Here is a 15,856-nt window from a genome sequence, read left to right as displayed (position 1 = left end):
GTCGTGCGGCGCGGCCACGAATCGGACCTGGTCGGCCTCCTCCGGCATGCATCCCTCCCCCTGTCGACGCGGGCAGCGGTTACCCGCACCGGGCCGGTTCACCCCTTCGGGGCGAACCCGGCTCACCCGCCCCTCGCCCACCCTGGAGGCACGCGGGCGGCCGGCCGGGCAGCGCCGGCCGCCCGAGGCCGGGACCCTCGGGAGGTCAGGTGGCGCGGATCAGACGGCTGACGGCCGGCGCGCTGGCGGCCGGCGGGGCGCGGAGGCTGGCCGACCGCCTGCCGCAGCGGGCCGCAACGGATCCACGGCCGGGGCGGTGGCAGAAGGTGACGGTGGCCGCCGAGCCCGAGCGGGTGCTCCCGGCCGGACGGTGGCCCGAGCCGCTGCGCCGTCTCGACGGGGCGGTCGAGGTGTGGGCCCGCCCCGCGCCGGGCGGTCGGGGCACCGAACTGGCGATCCGTCCGCTGGGCGGGGAGTGCACGCTGCCGGGGTTCGCCGCGCACCTGGTCGGTGACGACCCGGGGCGGTACCTGCGCCACGTGCTGCGGCAGACCAAGCAGCTCCTGGAGACCGGCGAGGTGCTGCGGGCGGACCGCTCGCCGCTGGAGCGGCCGGGGCCGGTGCGATGAGGGCGCTGTGCTGGGCCGGGGCCGACGCGGTGGAGGTGCGCCGCGTCCCGGACCCGGAGCTGCGCAACGCCCAGGACATGATCGTGCGGGTGCGCCGCAGCACGACCTGCGGCGCGGACCTGCCGCTCCTGGGCGGGCGGGTGCCCGAGGCGTCCGCCGGGGAGGTGCTCGGACGCGAGTTCCTCGGTGAGGTGGTCGAGGTCGGCCCGGAGGTACGCCGGCACCGGGTCGCCGACCGGGTGGTGGTGGGCGCCGCGGTGGCCTGCGGGGCGTGCTGGTTCTGCCGGCAAGGGCTGCTCGCCTGCTGCGACAACGGCACGAGCGGCGTGACCGCCGAACCGGAGTGGGGCCAGCCGTCAGCGGGCGGCTTCGGCCGGCCGGCCCGGCTGGGCGGGTTCGCCGGTGGCCACGCCGAGTTCGTCCGGGTGCCGTACGCGGACGTGGGCGCGTTCGCCGTACCGGAGTCGGTGAGCGACGACCGCGCGGTGTTCGCCGCCGACGCCGCGCCGGCCGGCTGGTACGGCGCGGAGCTGGGCGAGGTCGCCCCGGGCGACGTGGTGGCGGTGTGGGGCGCGGGCGCGGTCGGCCAGCTCACCGCCGGGGCGGCGGTGGCCCGGGGCGCGGACCGGGTGATCGTGGTAGAAACGACCGGGACGACCGGCTGAGCATAATCGCCCGGCAAGCCGGGGTGGAGGCGCTCAACCACAGGTACGTGGACGTGCTCGCCGAGCTGCGGGAGCGCAGCGGCGGCCGGGGCCCGGACGTGTGCGTCGACGCCTCCGGGGTGCCGGCCGAGCCGAACCGGTGGCCGCTGACCGAGGCGGACGGCGGGGCGGCGCTGCGCGAGGCGGTGCACGCGTGCCGCAAGGGCGGCGTCGTGGTGGTGCTCGACGCCCGGCCCGGGGTGGTGGACCGGTTCCCGCTCGGCGCGCTCGCGGACAAGGGTCTCGCCGTCCGCGCGGCCCGGCGGCGGGGCGCGACGGCGATCCCGGAGCTGCTGGCCCGGATGGCCCGCGACGAGCTGGTCACCGAGCATCTGGCCACGCACCGGATGCCGCTGGAGCGCGGCGCCGACGGGTACGCGTTGTTCCGCGACCGGGCCGACGGATGCGTCCGGGTGGTCTTCACGCCGTGAAGGTGAACGCCGTGGATGGCACACTCGGCGGATGCGCGCAGACCGTCGGTACGACCTCGTCCTGTTCGGCGCCACCGGCTTCACCGGCGGGCTGACCGCCGAGTACCTGGCCCGGCACGCGCCGGAGCGGCTGCGCTGGGCGCTGGCCGGGCGTAACCCGGACAAGCTGGCCGCGGTGCGGGAGCGGCTCGCCGCGATCGACCCGGCCCTGGCCGAGCTGCCGCTGCTCACCGCCGACGTGACCGACCCGGCGTCGCTGCGCGCGGTGGCGGAGTGCGCCCGGGTGGTGGCCAGCACCGTCGGGCCGTACGTGCACCACGGCGAGCCGCTTGTGGCCGCGTGCGCCGCGGCCGGCACCGACTACCTCGACATCACCGGTGAGCCGGAGTTCGTGGACCGGATGTACGTGCGGCACCACGCCGAGGCGGTACGCACCGGGGCCCGCCTGGTGCACGCCTGCGGCTTCGACTCGATCCCGCACGACCTGGGCGTCTGGTACACGGTCAAGCAACTGCCCGCAGACGGGCCGATCGCCGTGGACGGGTACGTGCGGGCCGGCGGCCGGTTCTCCGCCGGCACGTACCACTCGGCGCTCACCGCGTTCTCCCGTACCGGTGAGACGAGCCGCGCGGCGCGGGCGCGGCGGGCGATGGAGCCGAAGCCCGGCGGGCGCCGGGTCCGCGCGGTGCCGGGCAAGGTCGGCCGGGTACGCGAGTTCGGCCAGTGGGCGGTGCCCCTGCCCACCATCGACCCGCAGGTGGTCCGCCGGTCCGCGGCGGCCCGCCCGGAGTACGGCCCGGACTTCCGCTACCGGCACTTCGCCGCGCTGAAGCGGCTGCCCACGGTGCTCATGGCAGGTGTCGGGCTGGCCGGTGTGATGGGGCTGGTGAAGGTGGCGCCGACGCGGCGCTGGCTGCTCGGACGGCTCGCCTCCGGGCAGGGCCCGACCGCCGAGCAGCGGGCCAAGTCGTGGTTCCGGGTGCGGTTCGTGGGCACCGGTGGCGACCGCCGGGTGGTGACCGAGGTGGCCGGCGGCGACCCGGGCTACGACGAGACGGCCAAGATGCTCGCCGAGTCGGCGCTCTGCCTGGCCTTCGACGACCTGCCGGAGACCGCCGGGCAGGTCACGCCGGTCGCGGCGATGGGCGACGCGCTGCTGGACCGGCTGGTACGCGCGGGCATCACGTTCCGCACGCTGCCGGCGTGAGGTTGACCCTCGACCCGCTTGAGGTCACAGGATGACGGCCGTGGAGAGCGAGCTTCGCAGCATCGGCGAGCTGGCCCGGGCCAGTGGCCTGACGGTCAGCGCGCTGCGGTTCTACGACCGTTCCGGGGTGCTGGCCCCGGCCCGGGTGGACCCGGTGACCGGCTACCGCTGGTACACCGAGGAGCAGGTGGACCCGGCCCGGCTGGTGGCCGGGCTGCGCCGGGTCGGGATGCCGCTGGCCGGCATCGCCGAGGCGCTGCGGAACCGGCACCGGCCGGCCGAGGTGCACCGGCTGCTGGACGCGCACCTGCGCCGCCTGGAGGACGGCCTGGCCGACGCGCGTCGCGAGCTCTCCCGGATCCGTTGCCTGATCGACCCGGAGGAGCCCACAGTGACCACCCGCCTCGCGCTGTCCCGCACCGACCTGGCCGCCGCCGTGGACGCCGTACGCTTCGCCGTCGGCGCCGACCCCGAGCTGCCGGTCCTGTCCGGCGTGCTGCTGGAGGTCGCCCTCGACGGGGTGCACCTGATCGCCACCGACCGGCACCGGCTCGCCGTGGCCCGGGTCGCCGGCACCGTCGACGGCCCGCCGGTGAGCGTGCTGCTGCCGGTGGCCGCCGTCGACGAGCTGCGGGCGCTGCTGGACGCTGCCGGCTCGGTGTCGGGCCTCGACGGCTCGGACGTCACCGAGGTCGTCGTCGCTCCCGGCCGGGTGACCGTCACGGTGGCGGGCCGGCCGCTGACCGCCGTACCGCTGCCGTACGACTTCCCGGACTACCGCCGGCTGCTGCGCGCGCAGCTCGGTGACGTACCCGCGTACCGGATCCCGGTCGACGGCGCGGCGCTGCGCGCGGCGCTCACCGCCGACGGCGTCCCGGTCTGCCACCGCGCGCACGAGGGCGTCGAGCACGAGGTGGTGGCGCTCGGCCTGGACGGCCGCGGCGAGCTGCGCCTTGTCGACCCGGCCGGCGCGGCCGGCGCTGACGCGCTTCGGGTTGGGCTCAACCGGGAGTACCTGCTGGACGCGCTGGGGTCCGGCGACGGCCAGCTCGTGCTGGAGCTGGACGGCCCGATCGCTCCACTCGCCGTGCGGCGGGCCGACGACGCGCACGCCTTCTCGGTCCTGATGCCGGTACGCCTCTGACGCTCAGCGCTCCCCGGCCTCCGCCACCCGGCCTCCGCCACCCGGGCTCCGCTAGGCCCCGGCGGAAGACGTCAGTGACTGTGCGTGATGCGAACGCTCCCCCGGGATGTTTGCCCTTCGCGGACTTTGCTCTGCAGCCATCCGCGCGACGCTGACGCTGCGTCGAACGCCGCGTCGGTGGCTGCAGAGCAAAGTCGCCGAAGGGGCACACCCGCCCGAAGGCGGATCCGTCAGATTGACCAGGTCAGCGCGTCCATGAGCAGGCGCGGGTCGGAGCGGGCACCAGCACACCGTCACGGACTGTGAGCACACCCCTCCGACAGCCCCACCGTCACGCGCCGTTACCGAAACGGGCCCCGTGGCGGCGGGCTGTGCGGGCCGGGCCGGGGCGACGGGGGCGCGACGGTAGCATCTGGAGGTCCCACCTGACTGCCTGGACGGAGGCGTACGAGCAGCATGCTCGACATGGAGTTGATCCGGAAGGATCGCGAGGCGGTGGCGACCGCGCTGGCGAAGCGTCTGGATCCTGCCGAGGTCACCCGGACGCTGGACGACATCCAGCGGCTCGACCAGGAACGACGCGCCCTGATCACGGAGATCGACGCCGAGCGGCAGCGCCGCAAGGCCGAGGCGCGGGCGTACGCGGAGGCGAAACGGTCCGGCGGCACGCCGCAGCCGGTCGCCCCGGAGGCCGAGCGCAAGCAGCTCGCGGAGCTGGAGTCCCAGCTCGACGAGGTGCAGTCCCGGCTCCGCGCGGTGATGAGCGAGCTGCCGAACCTGCCCGCCGACGACGTGGTCGCCGGGGGCAAGGAGGCCAACCGGGTGGTGCGGACGTTCGGCGAGGCGCCGGCCATCGAGAAGGTACGCGACCACGTGGAGCTGAGCCGCGCGCTCGGCCTGGTCGACCACGAGCGGGGCGTGAAGCTCGGCGGCTCGGGCTTCTGGATGTACACCGGTCTGGGCGCCCGGCTGGAGTGGGCGCTGGTGAACTGGCTGATCGAGCAGAACATCCAGGCCGGCTACGAGTTCCTGCTCCCGCCGCACCTGCTGCTGGACAGCGCCGGCTACGCGGCCGGGCAGTTCCCGAAGTTCCACGACGACGTCTACCACATCGACAAGCAGTCGTCCTCGCGCGGCCAGTTCCTGCTGCCCACGGCGGAGACGGCGATCCTCGGCGCGTACCAGGACGAGATCCTGGAGACGCCGAAGCTGCCGCTGAAGGCGTTCGCGTACACGCCCTGCTACCGGCGCGAGGCGGCCGGTTCGCACTCCGACGAGCGCGGCACGGTGCGCGGCCACCAGTTCAACAAGGTGGAGATCTTCCAGTTCACGCTGCCGGAGCAGGCGGGCGCGGCGCTGGAGGCGATGGTCGGGCACGTCGAGGGCCTGGTCGGCAAGCTGGGTCTGCACTTCCAGACCAGCCTGCTGGCCGCCGGTGACGCCAGCGCCTCGATGAAGAAGACGCTCGACGTCGAGGTGTGGATGCCGAGCACCGGCAAGTACAAGGAGGTGTCGTCGGTCTCCTGGGCCGGTGACTACCAGGCGCGCCGGGCGGCGATCCGCTACCGCGAGCCGGGCGCGAAGCAGACCCGTTTCGTGCACACGCTCAACGGCTCGGCGCTGGCCACCAGCCGCCTGTTCCCGGCCATCCTGGAGCAGCACCAGCAGCCCGACGGCTCGGTGGTGGTCCCGGAGGTCCTGCGCGACAAGCTCGGCACCGACCGCCTCACCCCGCGCTGACCCGCTCCCCCGCCGCCGTCCCCGCCCCTTCCCCGCGATCTTGCACTTCCGGCCCGCGAGAAGTCCGCTTCACCCCTTCCGCCCGGGCCCCAACCGCAAGATCGCGGGAGAGAGAGCGGGGACGGCGGCGGGTGAGGAGCACGGCGGCCAGGAGCAAGGCCGCGAGGACGGCGGGGCCCAGAGTGTCGACGGCGCGCACCAGGGTCTGCTGGAGCTGGGCGGCGGCGCGGATCACCGGGTCGGTGAAGGCGTCGTACCGGCCCTGGGCGAGGCGCACCTCGTACCAGCCGTACCAGGCGACGTAGCCGCCCGCGACCACGAGCACCAGGCCGCTCAGACGCGGCGCCCAGGCGCCCGCGCCGCGTAGTCGCGCCACGACCCGGCCGCGCAGCAGCGCCACGGCGAGCGCGGCCACCCCGACCACGAGCGCCATGCCCAGCGCGTACGCGCCGAACAGCGCCAGCCCGCGCAGCGGCGACCCGGCCCGCATGCTGGTCACCACGATCGCCAGGAACGGCGCTATCGCGCAGCTCAGCGACGTGAGCGCGTACGCCGCGCCGAACAGCACCATGGACGGCCAGGTGCGGGTGAGCCGGGGCGCGACGCGCAGCGGGCCCGGGGCGGGCAGCCGCTTGCCGGCGAGCAGCCAGCACCCGGCCAGCGCCAGCAGCACGCCGAGCGTCACCGTCAGCCACGGCAGCCGAGGGCGCAACCAGTCGGCGGCCGGCGCCACGGCCAGCCCGAACGCGCCGAACACCAGCACGTACCCGAGGGTGAGCGCGGCCGTCGCGGTGAGCGCGCGGCCGACCGCGCCGCGCCCGCCGTCGGGCCCGGCGACGAGCAGTGACAGGTACGCGGGCAGCATCGCGAAGCCGCACGGGTTGACCGCGCCGAGCATGCCCGCGGTCAGGGCGAGCAGCAGCGCGCCGGTCATCCCCGGGCCAGCGTCTCGACCTGCCGGGTGAGCGCCTCACCGTCCAGGAATCCCTGGTGGACGACCCGGCCGGTCCGGTCCAGGACGACGAACGTGCTCTGCTCGGTCACCTTGAAACGGCGCCACAGCGCGCCGTTGCGGTCGTCGATCTGGGTCGTGCCGCCCAGGTCGAACTCGGTGACGAAGTCCTTCATCGCCTTCTGCTCGCCGAGCCCGGCGACGCCGACGATCGGGACCGTGTCCCGGTAGGCGGGGGCGATCTCGGCGACCGTCCACGCCTGGCTGGCGCAGGTGGCGCACCAGGGCGCCCAGAACCAGAGCAGCACCGGCCGCCCGGCCAGGGCGGCGGCGGAGAACGCCGTACCGTCGAGGGTCTTGCCGGTGAACGTCAGCGTGGCCGGCACCGCGGCCGGTGGCGCGGACGTCGGCCCGCCCGGCGTCGAGGCGGGGGACGCGACGTCCGGGGGCGCGGCGGCGGGGGCCGCGGGTGGCACCGCCCCGGCCTCGGGTCCGGCCGCGCAGCCGGTGCAAAGCATGGCTGCGAGTAGACGGCCAAGGTCGCGCGAACGGCGGTACGCATCGGCGGCTCCTGGGTTCTACTCGGCCCGGACCAGGCGAAGCGCGAGTTCGGGACAGACCTTTACCGCCTTGAGCGCGCCTTCGCGCAGCCACGTCGGCACCGGGGTGGGCGGGAACGCCGGGTAGCCGTTGCCGTCGAGCCGGATGAAGTCCGGCACCACGTGCGCGCAGAGCCCGTGGCCGTCGCAGCGGGACCAGTCGAGCGTGAGTTTCTGCGGGTTGGCGTCGGGCGCGCCGGGCAGGCCCATCGTGCCCTTGACCCGCTTGCCGCAGCCCTCGCCGGTGGCGTGCAGCCGCAGGTCGTCGGCGAACACCTCCATGGCGGACAGCGCGAACCGGGCGGTGCCGTCCGGGTGGCTGCACGCGCCGCGTCCCTTGACGTCCCCGGCCGCGGCGCGGACCAGCTCGACCGGGGCGCTGCCGGAGACCGCGAGGTCGACCGAGCGGGCCAGGTCGGGCAGGCCCATCTTGCACGGGCCGCACTGCCCGGCGGACTCACCGGCCAGGTACCGCACGACCTGGGCGGCCTCGCCGAGCGGGCAGGTGTCGGCGCCGAGCGGCACGATGATGCCGGCGCCGAGCGTGCCGCCGACGGCGGTGAGCCCCTTGCGGGACACCTCGGCCCGGTCCGCCGCCGCCGCGGTGATCCACTTGCCGTGGTAGCCGCCCATCAGGATGCCCGGGCCGGGCGGCACCTCGCACAGGTCGAGGATCTCGCGCAGCGGGGTGCCCGCGGCGCACTCCACCACGGCGGGCCGCTTCGCCGACCCGGTGACGGTGAGCAGCACGGTGCCGGGCTCGTCGTCGGTGCCGAGCGCGGCGTACTCGTACGGGCCGATCCGGGCGGCGACGGCGAGCTGGGAGTACGTCTCGGCGTTCGACAGCAGGGTGGGCAGCCCGCCGACGCCGGAGTCGCTGGAGCGCTTCTTGGTGCCGGGCGGGATGTGCGGCAGGCCGTTGATGCCGTTGACGAGCGCGCCGCCCTCGCCGGAGATGAACCGGTGCGGCACCGTGACGATCGTGGTGGGCACCGGCATCCGGCGTTCCTGCAGCGCCTCGGCCAGCGAGGGCCGGCCCACGTCGTCGTCGGCGACGCCGATGACGATCTCCTCCGCGTCGAGCGCGAACGCGGCCAGCGCGGCGCCGTCCAGGATCAGGTGCGGGGCGCGGGTGAGCAGCACCTTGTCCTTCCAGCTCGCCGGTTCCCCCTCGGTGGCGTTGACGACGACCACGGCGGAGAGGTCCTGCCGCTCGCAGGACTCCAGCACCGCGCGCAGCTTGCGGGCGAACGGGAAGCCCGCGCCGCCCTTGCCCTTGAGGTCGATGGCTTCGGCGAGCCGCAGCAGCGCCGCCGGTTCCATCGGGCCGATCGGGCCGTGCACCTCCTCGTGGGCGAGCAGGTCGAGCCGGCCGAACTCGGCGAACCCGGCGGTCAGGCGGGGCTCGCCGACGCAGGCGACCGGTGGGACCGTGGTCTGCCGCGTCACCGGGCCTCACCCCGCAGCCCGGCCCAGTACGCCCCGTCGACCGCGTCCGCGTCGGCCCGCTTGCGCCGGCCGGACCGGCTGTCCTTGCCGGCCCGCATGGCGCGACGGGAGGCGAGGTCGACGAGCGTCGGGGTGTCGTCCACGAACGCCTCGTCGGCGTCGTAGCGGGCCGGCGGGCGCCAGTAGTCCGGCTCCTCCGGCACGTCCTCCTCGTCCCGGTAGCGCCGGCCGGATCCGCTGAGCGGCTGCGCCGACATCGGGCTGCCGGAGATCGGCCCGGCCGAGATCGGCTCACCGGAGACCGGGCGGGTCTCCCAGCGGCGCGGGCTGTCCCACGGCTCCTCCGGCTCGTTGCCGGCACGCGGCGGCGCGGAGTAGCGGGCCACCTCGGCCGGGGTGGCGTACCGGCTGCTGTCCGGCGGGGCGGAGTGGCGGCCACCGGTGTCCGGGGGCGCGGAGTGGCGGCCACCGCTCTCCGGCGGGGCCGAGTAGCGGGCGGCGACGTCCTCGTCGGCCCGGGAGCGGCGACCGACCCGTTCCTCGTCGGTCCGGGACCGGCGGCTCACCCGCTCCTCGTCGGTGTGGGACCGGCGGCCCGCCGGCTCCTCCTCGGACCGGCGACGACGGCGGGAGCGTTCACTGTCGGACCGGCGTGCCGGCACCAGTTCCTCGTCCCGGTCGAAGAGGACCGGCTCGCGCTCCTCCTCGCGTACCCGGGTGGCGACCCGCTCCTCGTCGCGGCGGCGGGCGGCCGCACGGACCGGTTCGCGCAGCGAGCCGGGTTCCGGCACCACGGGTACGGCGAACCGCTCGGGGTCGCGCCGCCGGGCGGTGCCGGCCGGCGCGGTCCAGGTGGCGGTGGCCTCGGCCCAGCGGCCCCGGCCGGCGCCGCTGTCCTCCTTGGCGCTGTCCTTCTTGCGGGTGAGCACGGCGAACACGCCGGTCCGCTCCTCGGCCTTGCCGGCCATGGCCTTGTTGAGCGCGGCGGCCTGGTGCTGTTCCCGGCTGCGCTTGCCCAGGTGGACGGAGAGCCGCACCATCAGCGCCAGCACCACGGCCAGCACGCAGGCGAGGTAGCTGAGCAGCACCCAGGTCGCCGCGGGACGGCCGGCGTTGAGGCCGTGCACCAGCGCGAACGGCCAGGACACGTAGGCCATCGAGTGCAGCGCCCGCCAGAACCACTTGGGGCCGACGCCGGCGAACCGGACCCGGACGATTCCGGTCCAGAGCACGCCCACCATCAGCAGCGCGGCGACGGTGCCGAGTCCGACGTAGAGGCCGGCGCCGCCGATGAACGGCACCACCGCGTCGGTGGGGCCGGCCCGGCCGATGGCCACCTTGGTGATGACGTGGAAGACCAGTCCGGCCACGCCGAGCACGCCGGTGGCGCGGTGCGCGGACTGGAGCAGCACGCGGTGCCGGATGAGCAGCACGAGGCGGTCGGTGGCGAGCAGGCCCAGCATGACGGTGATGCTGAGCGCGACCAGGGCGACCACCCCGGCGAAGAACTCGGTGAAGAAGAATCCGTACGAGTACATGAGCCCGCCGGCGCCGGCCAGCTCCACTCCGGCCCACGCGAGGCCGAGTGCGGAAGCGGTCAGCGCCGCGATCGCGGACTTCGACATGGTCCGGGCACCACGGCTGCTGGTGGTGGTCCGGACGGTCGTCGTCTTCTCGTTCTGCTGTGCCCGGGCCATCTGCTCCTCGATCGTCTCGCGGCGGCGCCCCCACCGGCCGACCCTGCTCCCCACTCAGGTACGGAGCGACGGCGCGGACGGATCACCTCCGGTGGCGAATTTCTCGGCCGGTTTTTCGAACCGTCCGGTCCGGACGCGCGTGTAGCGCCTGACGCAACGACGAATGCCCATACGTTGACAGTCCTTGCAACATTCTCGTAACCTTGCCGCAAAATTTCAGCGCGGGCTGCAAGAAGCCAGCACTGAGACAGGCTCCACTCCCCCGCATCCCCCGCACCCCCGCAGGAGTCCTGATGCATCGACGCCGATTCCGCGCCGCGGCGCTCGCCCTGGGCCTGGCCGCCAGCCTGCTCGTCCCGATCACGGCGGCGGCTCCCCCGGCCACCGCCGCCACCCCGGGCGCCAAGAAGGTCATCGTCCAGCTCTTCGAGTGGAACTGGACGTCGGTGGCCACCGAGTGCACCAGCACGCTGGGCCCGAAGGGCTACGGCTACGTGCAGGTGTCCCCGCCCCAGGAGCACGTCAACAGCAGCCCGTGGTGGGTGTCGTACCAGCCGGTCAGCTACCGGATCGAGTCCCGCAAGGGCACCCGCGCGCAGTTCCAGTCCATGGTGAACACGTGCCACGCGGCGGGCGTGAAGGTGATCGTCGACGCCGTGGTCAACCACATGTCCGGGCAGGAGAACGGCGGCACCGGGTGGGCCGGCTCGTCGTACGGCCACTACAACTATCCCGGCATCTACTCGGCGCAGGACTTCCACTACTGCGGGCGCAACGGCAACAACGACATCGCCAACTACAACGACCGGTACGAGGTGCAGAACTGCGAGCTGGTCAACCTCGCCGACCTCAAGACCGAGTCGGAGTACGTGCGCGGCCGGCTCGCCGCGTACCTCAACGACCTGCTCTCCCTCGGCGTCGACGGGTTCCGCCTGGACGGCAGCAAGCACATGCCGGCCGCCGACATCGCCGCGATCAAGGCCAAGCTGAACCGCAGCGCGTACCTGGTGCAGGAGGTCATCTACGGCGCGGGCGAGCCGATCCAGCCGACCGAGTACACCGGCAACGGTGACGTGCACGAGTTCCGGTACGGCAAGGACCTGGCCCGGATGTTCAACAACGAGCGGCTGGCGTACCTGAAGAACTTCGGCGAGTCCTGGGGCTACCTGTCGAGCGCGAAGGCGGTGGTCTTCACCGACAACCACGACACCCAGCGCGAGGGCGGCGTGCTCACCTACCGCGACCGCGGCACGTACGCGCTGGCCAACGCGTTCATGCTGGCCTGGCCGTACGGCACCCCGGCGGTGATGTCGAGCTTCACCTACAGCGGCCGGGACCAGGGCCCGCCCGCCGACGGCAGCAACCGGATCACCAACGTCACCTGCTACTCGGGCTGGGAGTGCGAGCACCGCTGGCCGGTCATCGCCAACATGGTCGGCTTCCGCAACGCCACCGAGGGCGCCGGGGTCTCCAACTGGTACGACAACGGCTACCAGCACATCGCGTTCAGCCGTACCGGCAAGGGCTACCTGACGATCAACGACGAGGGCAGCGCGGTGAACGGCCGCTCGTACTACACCGGGCTGCCGGCCGGCCGCTACTGCGACGTCGTCCACGGCACGTTCGGCAACGGCTCGTGCAGCGGTCCGGTGATCACGGTGGACTCGTCCGGCTGGTTCGCCGCGAACGTCCCCGCGCACGACGCGATCGCCATCCACATCGGCGCGAAGCTCAGCTGAGCCACCCGGGCCGCGAAGCCCCCGTACCCGTAGTACCGGGTACGGGGGCTTCCGGTCGGTTACAGTCAGTTTCGTGCTGTTCGACCGGTTTGCCGCGCGCCGACCTCCCGGCTGGCTGATCGCCGCGCTCGCCGTACCGCTGCTGCTCGTCACCGCGCTGCTGGTCGGCCGCGCGCTCACCGTCACGCCCGCGCGCCCGTCAACGCCGGTCGTCGCCGCGCCCACGAGCACGACCGCCGCGCCGAGCCCGTCGCCGTACGAGTCGGTGCCGCCCGCCGCGCGCCCGCCGGACGACCTGCCGGTGATCACCTACGACCCGGCGCCGCGCGGCTTCCCGCCCGACCCGGACCCGGCCGACACCCGCCAGCTCGGCGAAGGGCTGCGCCCGAACCGCAACGTGGCCGCGTACGACGCGCCGGGCGGCCGTCCGCTGGCCTTCCTCGCGCCGACCATCAACGGCGTACGGCTCACCGTGCCGATCGTCGAACGCCGCTCCGGCTGGACCGCCGTGCTGCTCCCGTCGGCCAACCGCACCATCGCCTGGCTGCCCTCGGGCGGCTGGACCACGGTGGCGCTGCGCGACCAGATCGTGGTGGAACGGCGCACCCACCGCCTCACCTGGAGCCGGGACGGGCGCGCGATGCGCACCTGGCCGGTCAGCCTCGGCATGTCCGGGCAGCTCACGCCGCTGGGCCGCACGTTCGTGCTGGGCCGCACCCCGCCCCCGGAGGCCGTCTACGGCGGCGTCGACATCTTCGCCCTCGGCGCGATCCCGGACGACCCGGGTGCGGTGCCGACCGGGCTGCGCGGCGCCCACATCGGACTGCACAGCTGGTACAACGACGACACGCTCGGCAAGAACGTCACGAACGGCTGCATCCGGCTGACCCGCAGCGCCCAGCGCCTGCTGCTGACCGAGGTCGAGCCGGGCACCGCCTTCGTCGTGGTGGACCGCCTGCCCTGACCGGGCTCAGCCCAGCAGCCAGCCGTTGGCCTCGGCCACCCGCACCGCGTCGGCCCGGTTGCGGGCGCCGGTCTTGCCGATGGCTGCGGAAAGATGATTGCGTACGGTCCCCTCGGACAGGTGCAACGTCGCCGCCAGCTCGGCCACCGTGCCGCCGCCGCGCGCCGTACGCAGCACCTCGGTCTCCCGCTCGGTGAGCGGGCTCGGCCCGGTGGCGAGCGTCTCGGCGGCGAGCGCCGGGTCGACCACCCGCAGCCCGGCGTGCACCCGGCGGACCGCGTCGGCGAGCTGCCGGGCCGGGGTGTCCTTCACCACGAAGCCGTTCGCGCCCGCCTCCATCGCCCGGCGCAGGTAGCCGGGCCGCCCGAACGTGGTCACCACGAGCACCCGGCAGGACGGCAGCGCGGCCCGCAGCGCGGCGGTCGCGGCCACCCCGTCCAGACCCGGCATCTCCACGTCGAGCAGCGCCACGTCCGGGCCGGTGCGCAGCGCCTCCGGCACCACCTCGTCGCCGCGGCTCACCTCGGCCACCACAGTCAGGTCCGGCTCCAACGACAGCAGCGCTGCGAGCGCGCCCCGGACCAGCGCCTGGTCGTCGGCGAGCAGCAGCCTGATCGGCTCGGTCACGGGCGCGTCCCTCCGTCCGGATCCGCCGCGGGCACCGTCACCCGGAGCAGGAAGCCACGCCCGTCGTCCGGCCGCGCCACCGTCACCGTCACCGTCGCGTCCAGCCGCCGGGCCCGCTCCCGCAGCCCGGCCAGCCCGTGCCCGGCCGGGCCATGCTGGTCCGCCGGGCCCCGGCCGTCGTCGCGTACCTCCACCGCCGACGGTTCCACCCGGATGACGCAGTGGCGGGCGCCGCTGTGCCGCACCACGTTCGTCACCCCCTCGCGGACCGCCCAGCCGAACAGCTCGTCGCGGTCCGCCGGCAGCGGCGGCACCGACTCCGGCAGCTCCGCGACGACGCCCGCGGCGGTCAGCGCCGACCGCGCGCCGGCCAGTTCGGAGGCCAGATCCACCCCGCGGTACGCCCCGACGGTGCTCCGCACGTCCGCCAGCGCCTCCCGGGCCAGCCGCTCGATGTCGGCGACCTCGGTGGCGGCGCGGGCCGGGTCCAGCTCCAGCAACCGGCCGGCCAGTTCGGCCTTGACCGCCACCACGGTGAGCGAGTGCCCGAGGATGTCGTGCAGGTCCCGGGCGGCGCGGGCGCGTTCCTCGGCCACCGCCAGCCGGCGGATCTCCTGCTGCGCGGCCTGGAGTTCGCCGTTGCGCTGGGCCAGCCGGCTCACCCCGAACATCGCGAACGAGGCGAGCAGCACCGCGAAGACGAGTGTGCTCTCGTGCTCCCAGCCGGGCACCAGACGCGCGGTCACCGGCGGCGCCGCCGCGGCCAGCACCACCACGACCAGCGCCTCTGCCGACGGCAGCAGGAACACCGCGGCTGCCCCGACGAAGACCAGTGTGGTCAGCCAGTCGCCGCCGGTGCCGGGGATCCCGGCCAGCCCGAGCGCGAGCAGCACGGCGATCAGCAGCCGGGCCCGGCCGGGCGGGACCGACAGGTTGCGCTGCCGCCGGGCGCGGGCCCACTCGAAGATCAGCACGTACGCCACGGCGAACGCGACGAGCGCGCCGATCCCGACCAGCCGCCGCCACAGTTGGGGCTGGTGCAGTGCGGTGCCGAGCGGGATGTTGAGGAAGAACAGCCAGACCGCCGCCAGCAGCCAGCCGGTGAACCGCCAGTGGCGGTTCACCGGCCGGGCCGGACCGGGCGGCGACGTCACGCCGACCACGCTAGACCCCGCTCAGACACGGGTGGTGTCCCGGCGGAACAGCCGGGCCGCGCCGAGGCCGAAGAACACGGTCCAGGCGGTCACGTTCGCCACCGCCGCCCAGTCCACCCCGGTGCCGGTCAGCGGCGCGCGGGCGAGCTGACCGACCCCGTACACCGGGGTGAACTTGGCGATCTGCTGCATCACGTCGGGCAGCAGCTCCAGCGGGACGAACAGGCCGCCCAGCATGGCCAGGATGGCCAGCGCCGGGCCCATGAACTGCATGACGTTCTCGGCCGGGGCGAGGTAGCCGACGAACAGCCCGAACGCGGCGAACACGAGCGCGCCGACCCAGGCGGTCAGGCCGGACTCGACCCAGACGTGGGCCGGCAGCCGCACTCCGGAGGCCGCGCCGACGGCGAACTCCACGAGTACGCCGAGCAGGCCGAGCACCATCGCGGTGGCCACCTTCGTCGCCACGTACGCGGCGGGGCGCAGCGGAGTGAGCCGCAGTTGCCGGCTCCAGCCCAGCGCGCGTTCGGTGGCGACGGCCGCGCCGGCGCTGGTGGTGGCGACCATCGCCGCGTACACGGCCAGGCTGATCATGATCCAGCCGGTGACCGGCAGCCCGTTGTCCAGCTTCTCCCCGCGCGTGGGCAGCCCGAACAGCAGGAAGAACACGGCCGGCATGACGAGGATGAACAGCAGCGTACGGCGGTTGCGCAGCACCCGGCGTATCTCGATGGCGAGCACCGGCGCGCAGAACCCGCCGAGCATGGGCGGCCGGCGGTCGACGGCGCGGGCGGTGGTGGACGAGGTCGTGGCGGTCATG

At 74.5% G+C, this 15,856-nt stretch carries 13 protein-coding genes and 1 pseudogene; 7 read left to right on the top strand and 7 right to left on the bottom strand.

The window, feature by feature from the left end; translation table 11 throughout:
- Window positions 1–209: 209 nt before the first annotated feature.
- The 5 genes and pseudogenes from MCBG_RS27430 to serS all read left to right on the top strand — a co-directional run bounded on the left by MCBG_RS27430 (window position 210) and on the right by serS (window position 5,855).
- Window positions 210–629 carry a hypothetical protein gene (locus MCBG_RS27430; protein ID WP_043329164.1) on the top strand — a complete coding sequence of 140 codons (420 nt, stop codon included), beginning with the start codon at window positions 210–212 and terminating at the stop codon, window positions 627–629.
- Window positions 626–1,764: pseudogene (locus MCBG_RS27425) on the top strand (alcohol dehydrogenase catalytic domain-containing protein). Before MCBG_RS27430 ends, MCBG_RS27425 begins: the two are co-directional and overlap by 4 nt.
- 31 nt (window positions 1,765–1,795) lie before the next feature.
- The gene (locus MCBG_RS27420; RefSeq protein WP_043329163.1) at window positions 1,796–2,971 is read left to right on the top strand and encodes a saccharopine dehydrogenase family protein; all 1,176 of its coding nucleotides are present in this window, start codon (window positions 1,796–1,798) and stop codon (window positions 2,969–2,971) included.
- Between the two features lie 31 nt (window positions 2,972–3,002).
- Entirely contained in the window at window positions 3,003–4,115 is a 1,113-nt protein-coding gene (locus MCBG_RS27415; RefSeq protein ID WP_043329161.1) for a DNA polymerase III subunit beta family protein, read from the top strand.
- Between the two features lie 456 nt (window positions 4,116–4,571).
- Window positions 4,572–5,855, top strand: coding sequence for a serine--tRNA ligase (gene serS / locus MCBG_RS27410; RefSeq protein WP_043329159.1), 1,284 nt, complete (start codon window positions 4,572–4,574; stop codon window positions 5,853–5,855).
- Here serS and MCBG_RS27405 read toward each other — a convergent pair.
- From MCBG_RS27405 to MCBG_RS27390, 4 genes are read right to left on the bottom strand one after another with little or no spacing between them, the layout of a single operon-like run.
- A complete protein-coding gene (locus MCBG_RS27405) occupies window positions 5,842–6,789 on the bottom strand; it encodes a cytochrome c biogenesis CcdA family protein (protein WP_043329157.1) in 948 nt (315 codons plus the stop codon). The genes serS and MCBG_RS27405 overlap by 14 nt on opposite strands.
- The gene (locus MCBG_RS27400) at window positions 6,786–7,325 is read right to left on the bottom strand and encodes a TlpA family protein disulfide reductase (protein WP_051611409.1); all 540 of its coding nucleotides are present in this window, start codon (window positions 7,323–7,325) and stop codon (window positions 6,786–6,788) included. Before MCBG_RS27400 ends, MCBG_RS27405 begins: the two co-directional genes overlap by 4 nt.
- Before the next feature lie 60 nt (window positions 7,326–7,385).
- Window positions 7,386–8,855 carry an NADH-quinone oxidoreductase subunit NuoF family protein gene (locus tag MCBG_RS27395; protein ID WP_043329155.1) on the bottom strand — a complete coding sequence of 490 codons (1,470 nt, stop codon included), beginning with the start codon at window positions 8,853–8,855 and terminating at the stop codon, window positions 7,386–7,388.
- Window positions 8,852–10,606, bottom strand: coding sequence for a hypothetical protein (locus tag MCBG_RS27390; protein WP_223201349.1), 1,755 nt, complete (start codon window positions 10,604–10,606; stop codon window positions 8,852–8,854). The genes MCBG_RS27395 and MCBG_RS27390 overlap by 4 nt, the downstream gene beginning before the upstream one ends.
- A gap of 239 nt (window positions 10,607–10,845) precedes the next feature.
- Between MCBG_RS27390 and MCBG_RS27385 the strand changes: the two genes are divergently transcribed.
- Window positions 10,846–12,291, top strand: coding sequence for an alpha-amylase (locus tag MCBG_RS27385; RefSeq protein ID WP_043329153.1), 1,446 nt, complete (start codon window positions 10,846–10,848; stop codon window positions 12,289–12,291).
- A 73-nt stretch (window positions 12,292–12,364) separates the two neighbouring features.
- A complete protein-coding gene (locus MCBG_RS27380; RefSeq protein WP_043329151.1) occupies window positions 12,365–13,255 on the top strand; it encodes a L,D-transpeptidase family protein in 891 nt (296 codons plus the stop codon).
- 6 nt (window positions 13,256–13,261) lie between these two features.
- On the opposite strand, the gene MCBG_RS27375 is transcribed toward MCBG_RS27380, so the two are convergent.
- The 3 genes from MCBG_RS27375 to MCBG_RS27365 are packed head-to-tail and all read right to left on the bottom strand — an operon-like array spanning window position 13,262 to window position 15,855.
- On the bottom strand, window positions 13,262–13,882 hold the full coding sequence (locus tag MCBG_RS27375) for a response regulator transcription factor (RefSeq protein ID WP_043329150.1): 621 nt from the start codon (window positions 13,880–13,882) through the stop codon (window positions 13,262–13,264).
- Window positions 13,879–15,036, bottom strand: coding sequence for a sensor histidine kinase (locus tag MCBG_RS27370; RefSeq protein ID WP_043331038.1), 1,158 nt, complete (start codon window positions 15,034–15,036; stop codon window positions 13,879–13,881). Before MCBG_RS27370 ends, MCBG_RS27375 begins: the two co-directional genes overlap by 4 nt.
- Window positions 15,037–15,057: 21 nt before the next feature.
- Window positions 15,058–15,855, bottom strand: coding sequence for an ABC transporter permease (locus MCBG_RS27365; RefSeq protein ID WP_043329148.1), 798 nt, complete (start codon window positions 15,853–15,855; stop codon window positions 15,058–15,060).
- Between the last annotated feature and the right edge of the window lies 1 nt (window position 15,856).

The organism is Micromonospora sp. M42 (assembly GCF_000568915.1).
In the GTDB taxonomy this organism is placed as follows: Bacteria; Actinomycetota; Actinomycetes; order Mycobacteriales; family Micromonosporaceae; genus Micromonospora; species Micromonospora chalcea.
This window is presented reverse-complemented; position numbering and strand designations above follow the sequence as displayed.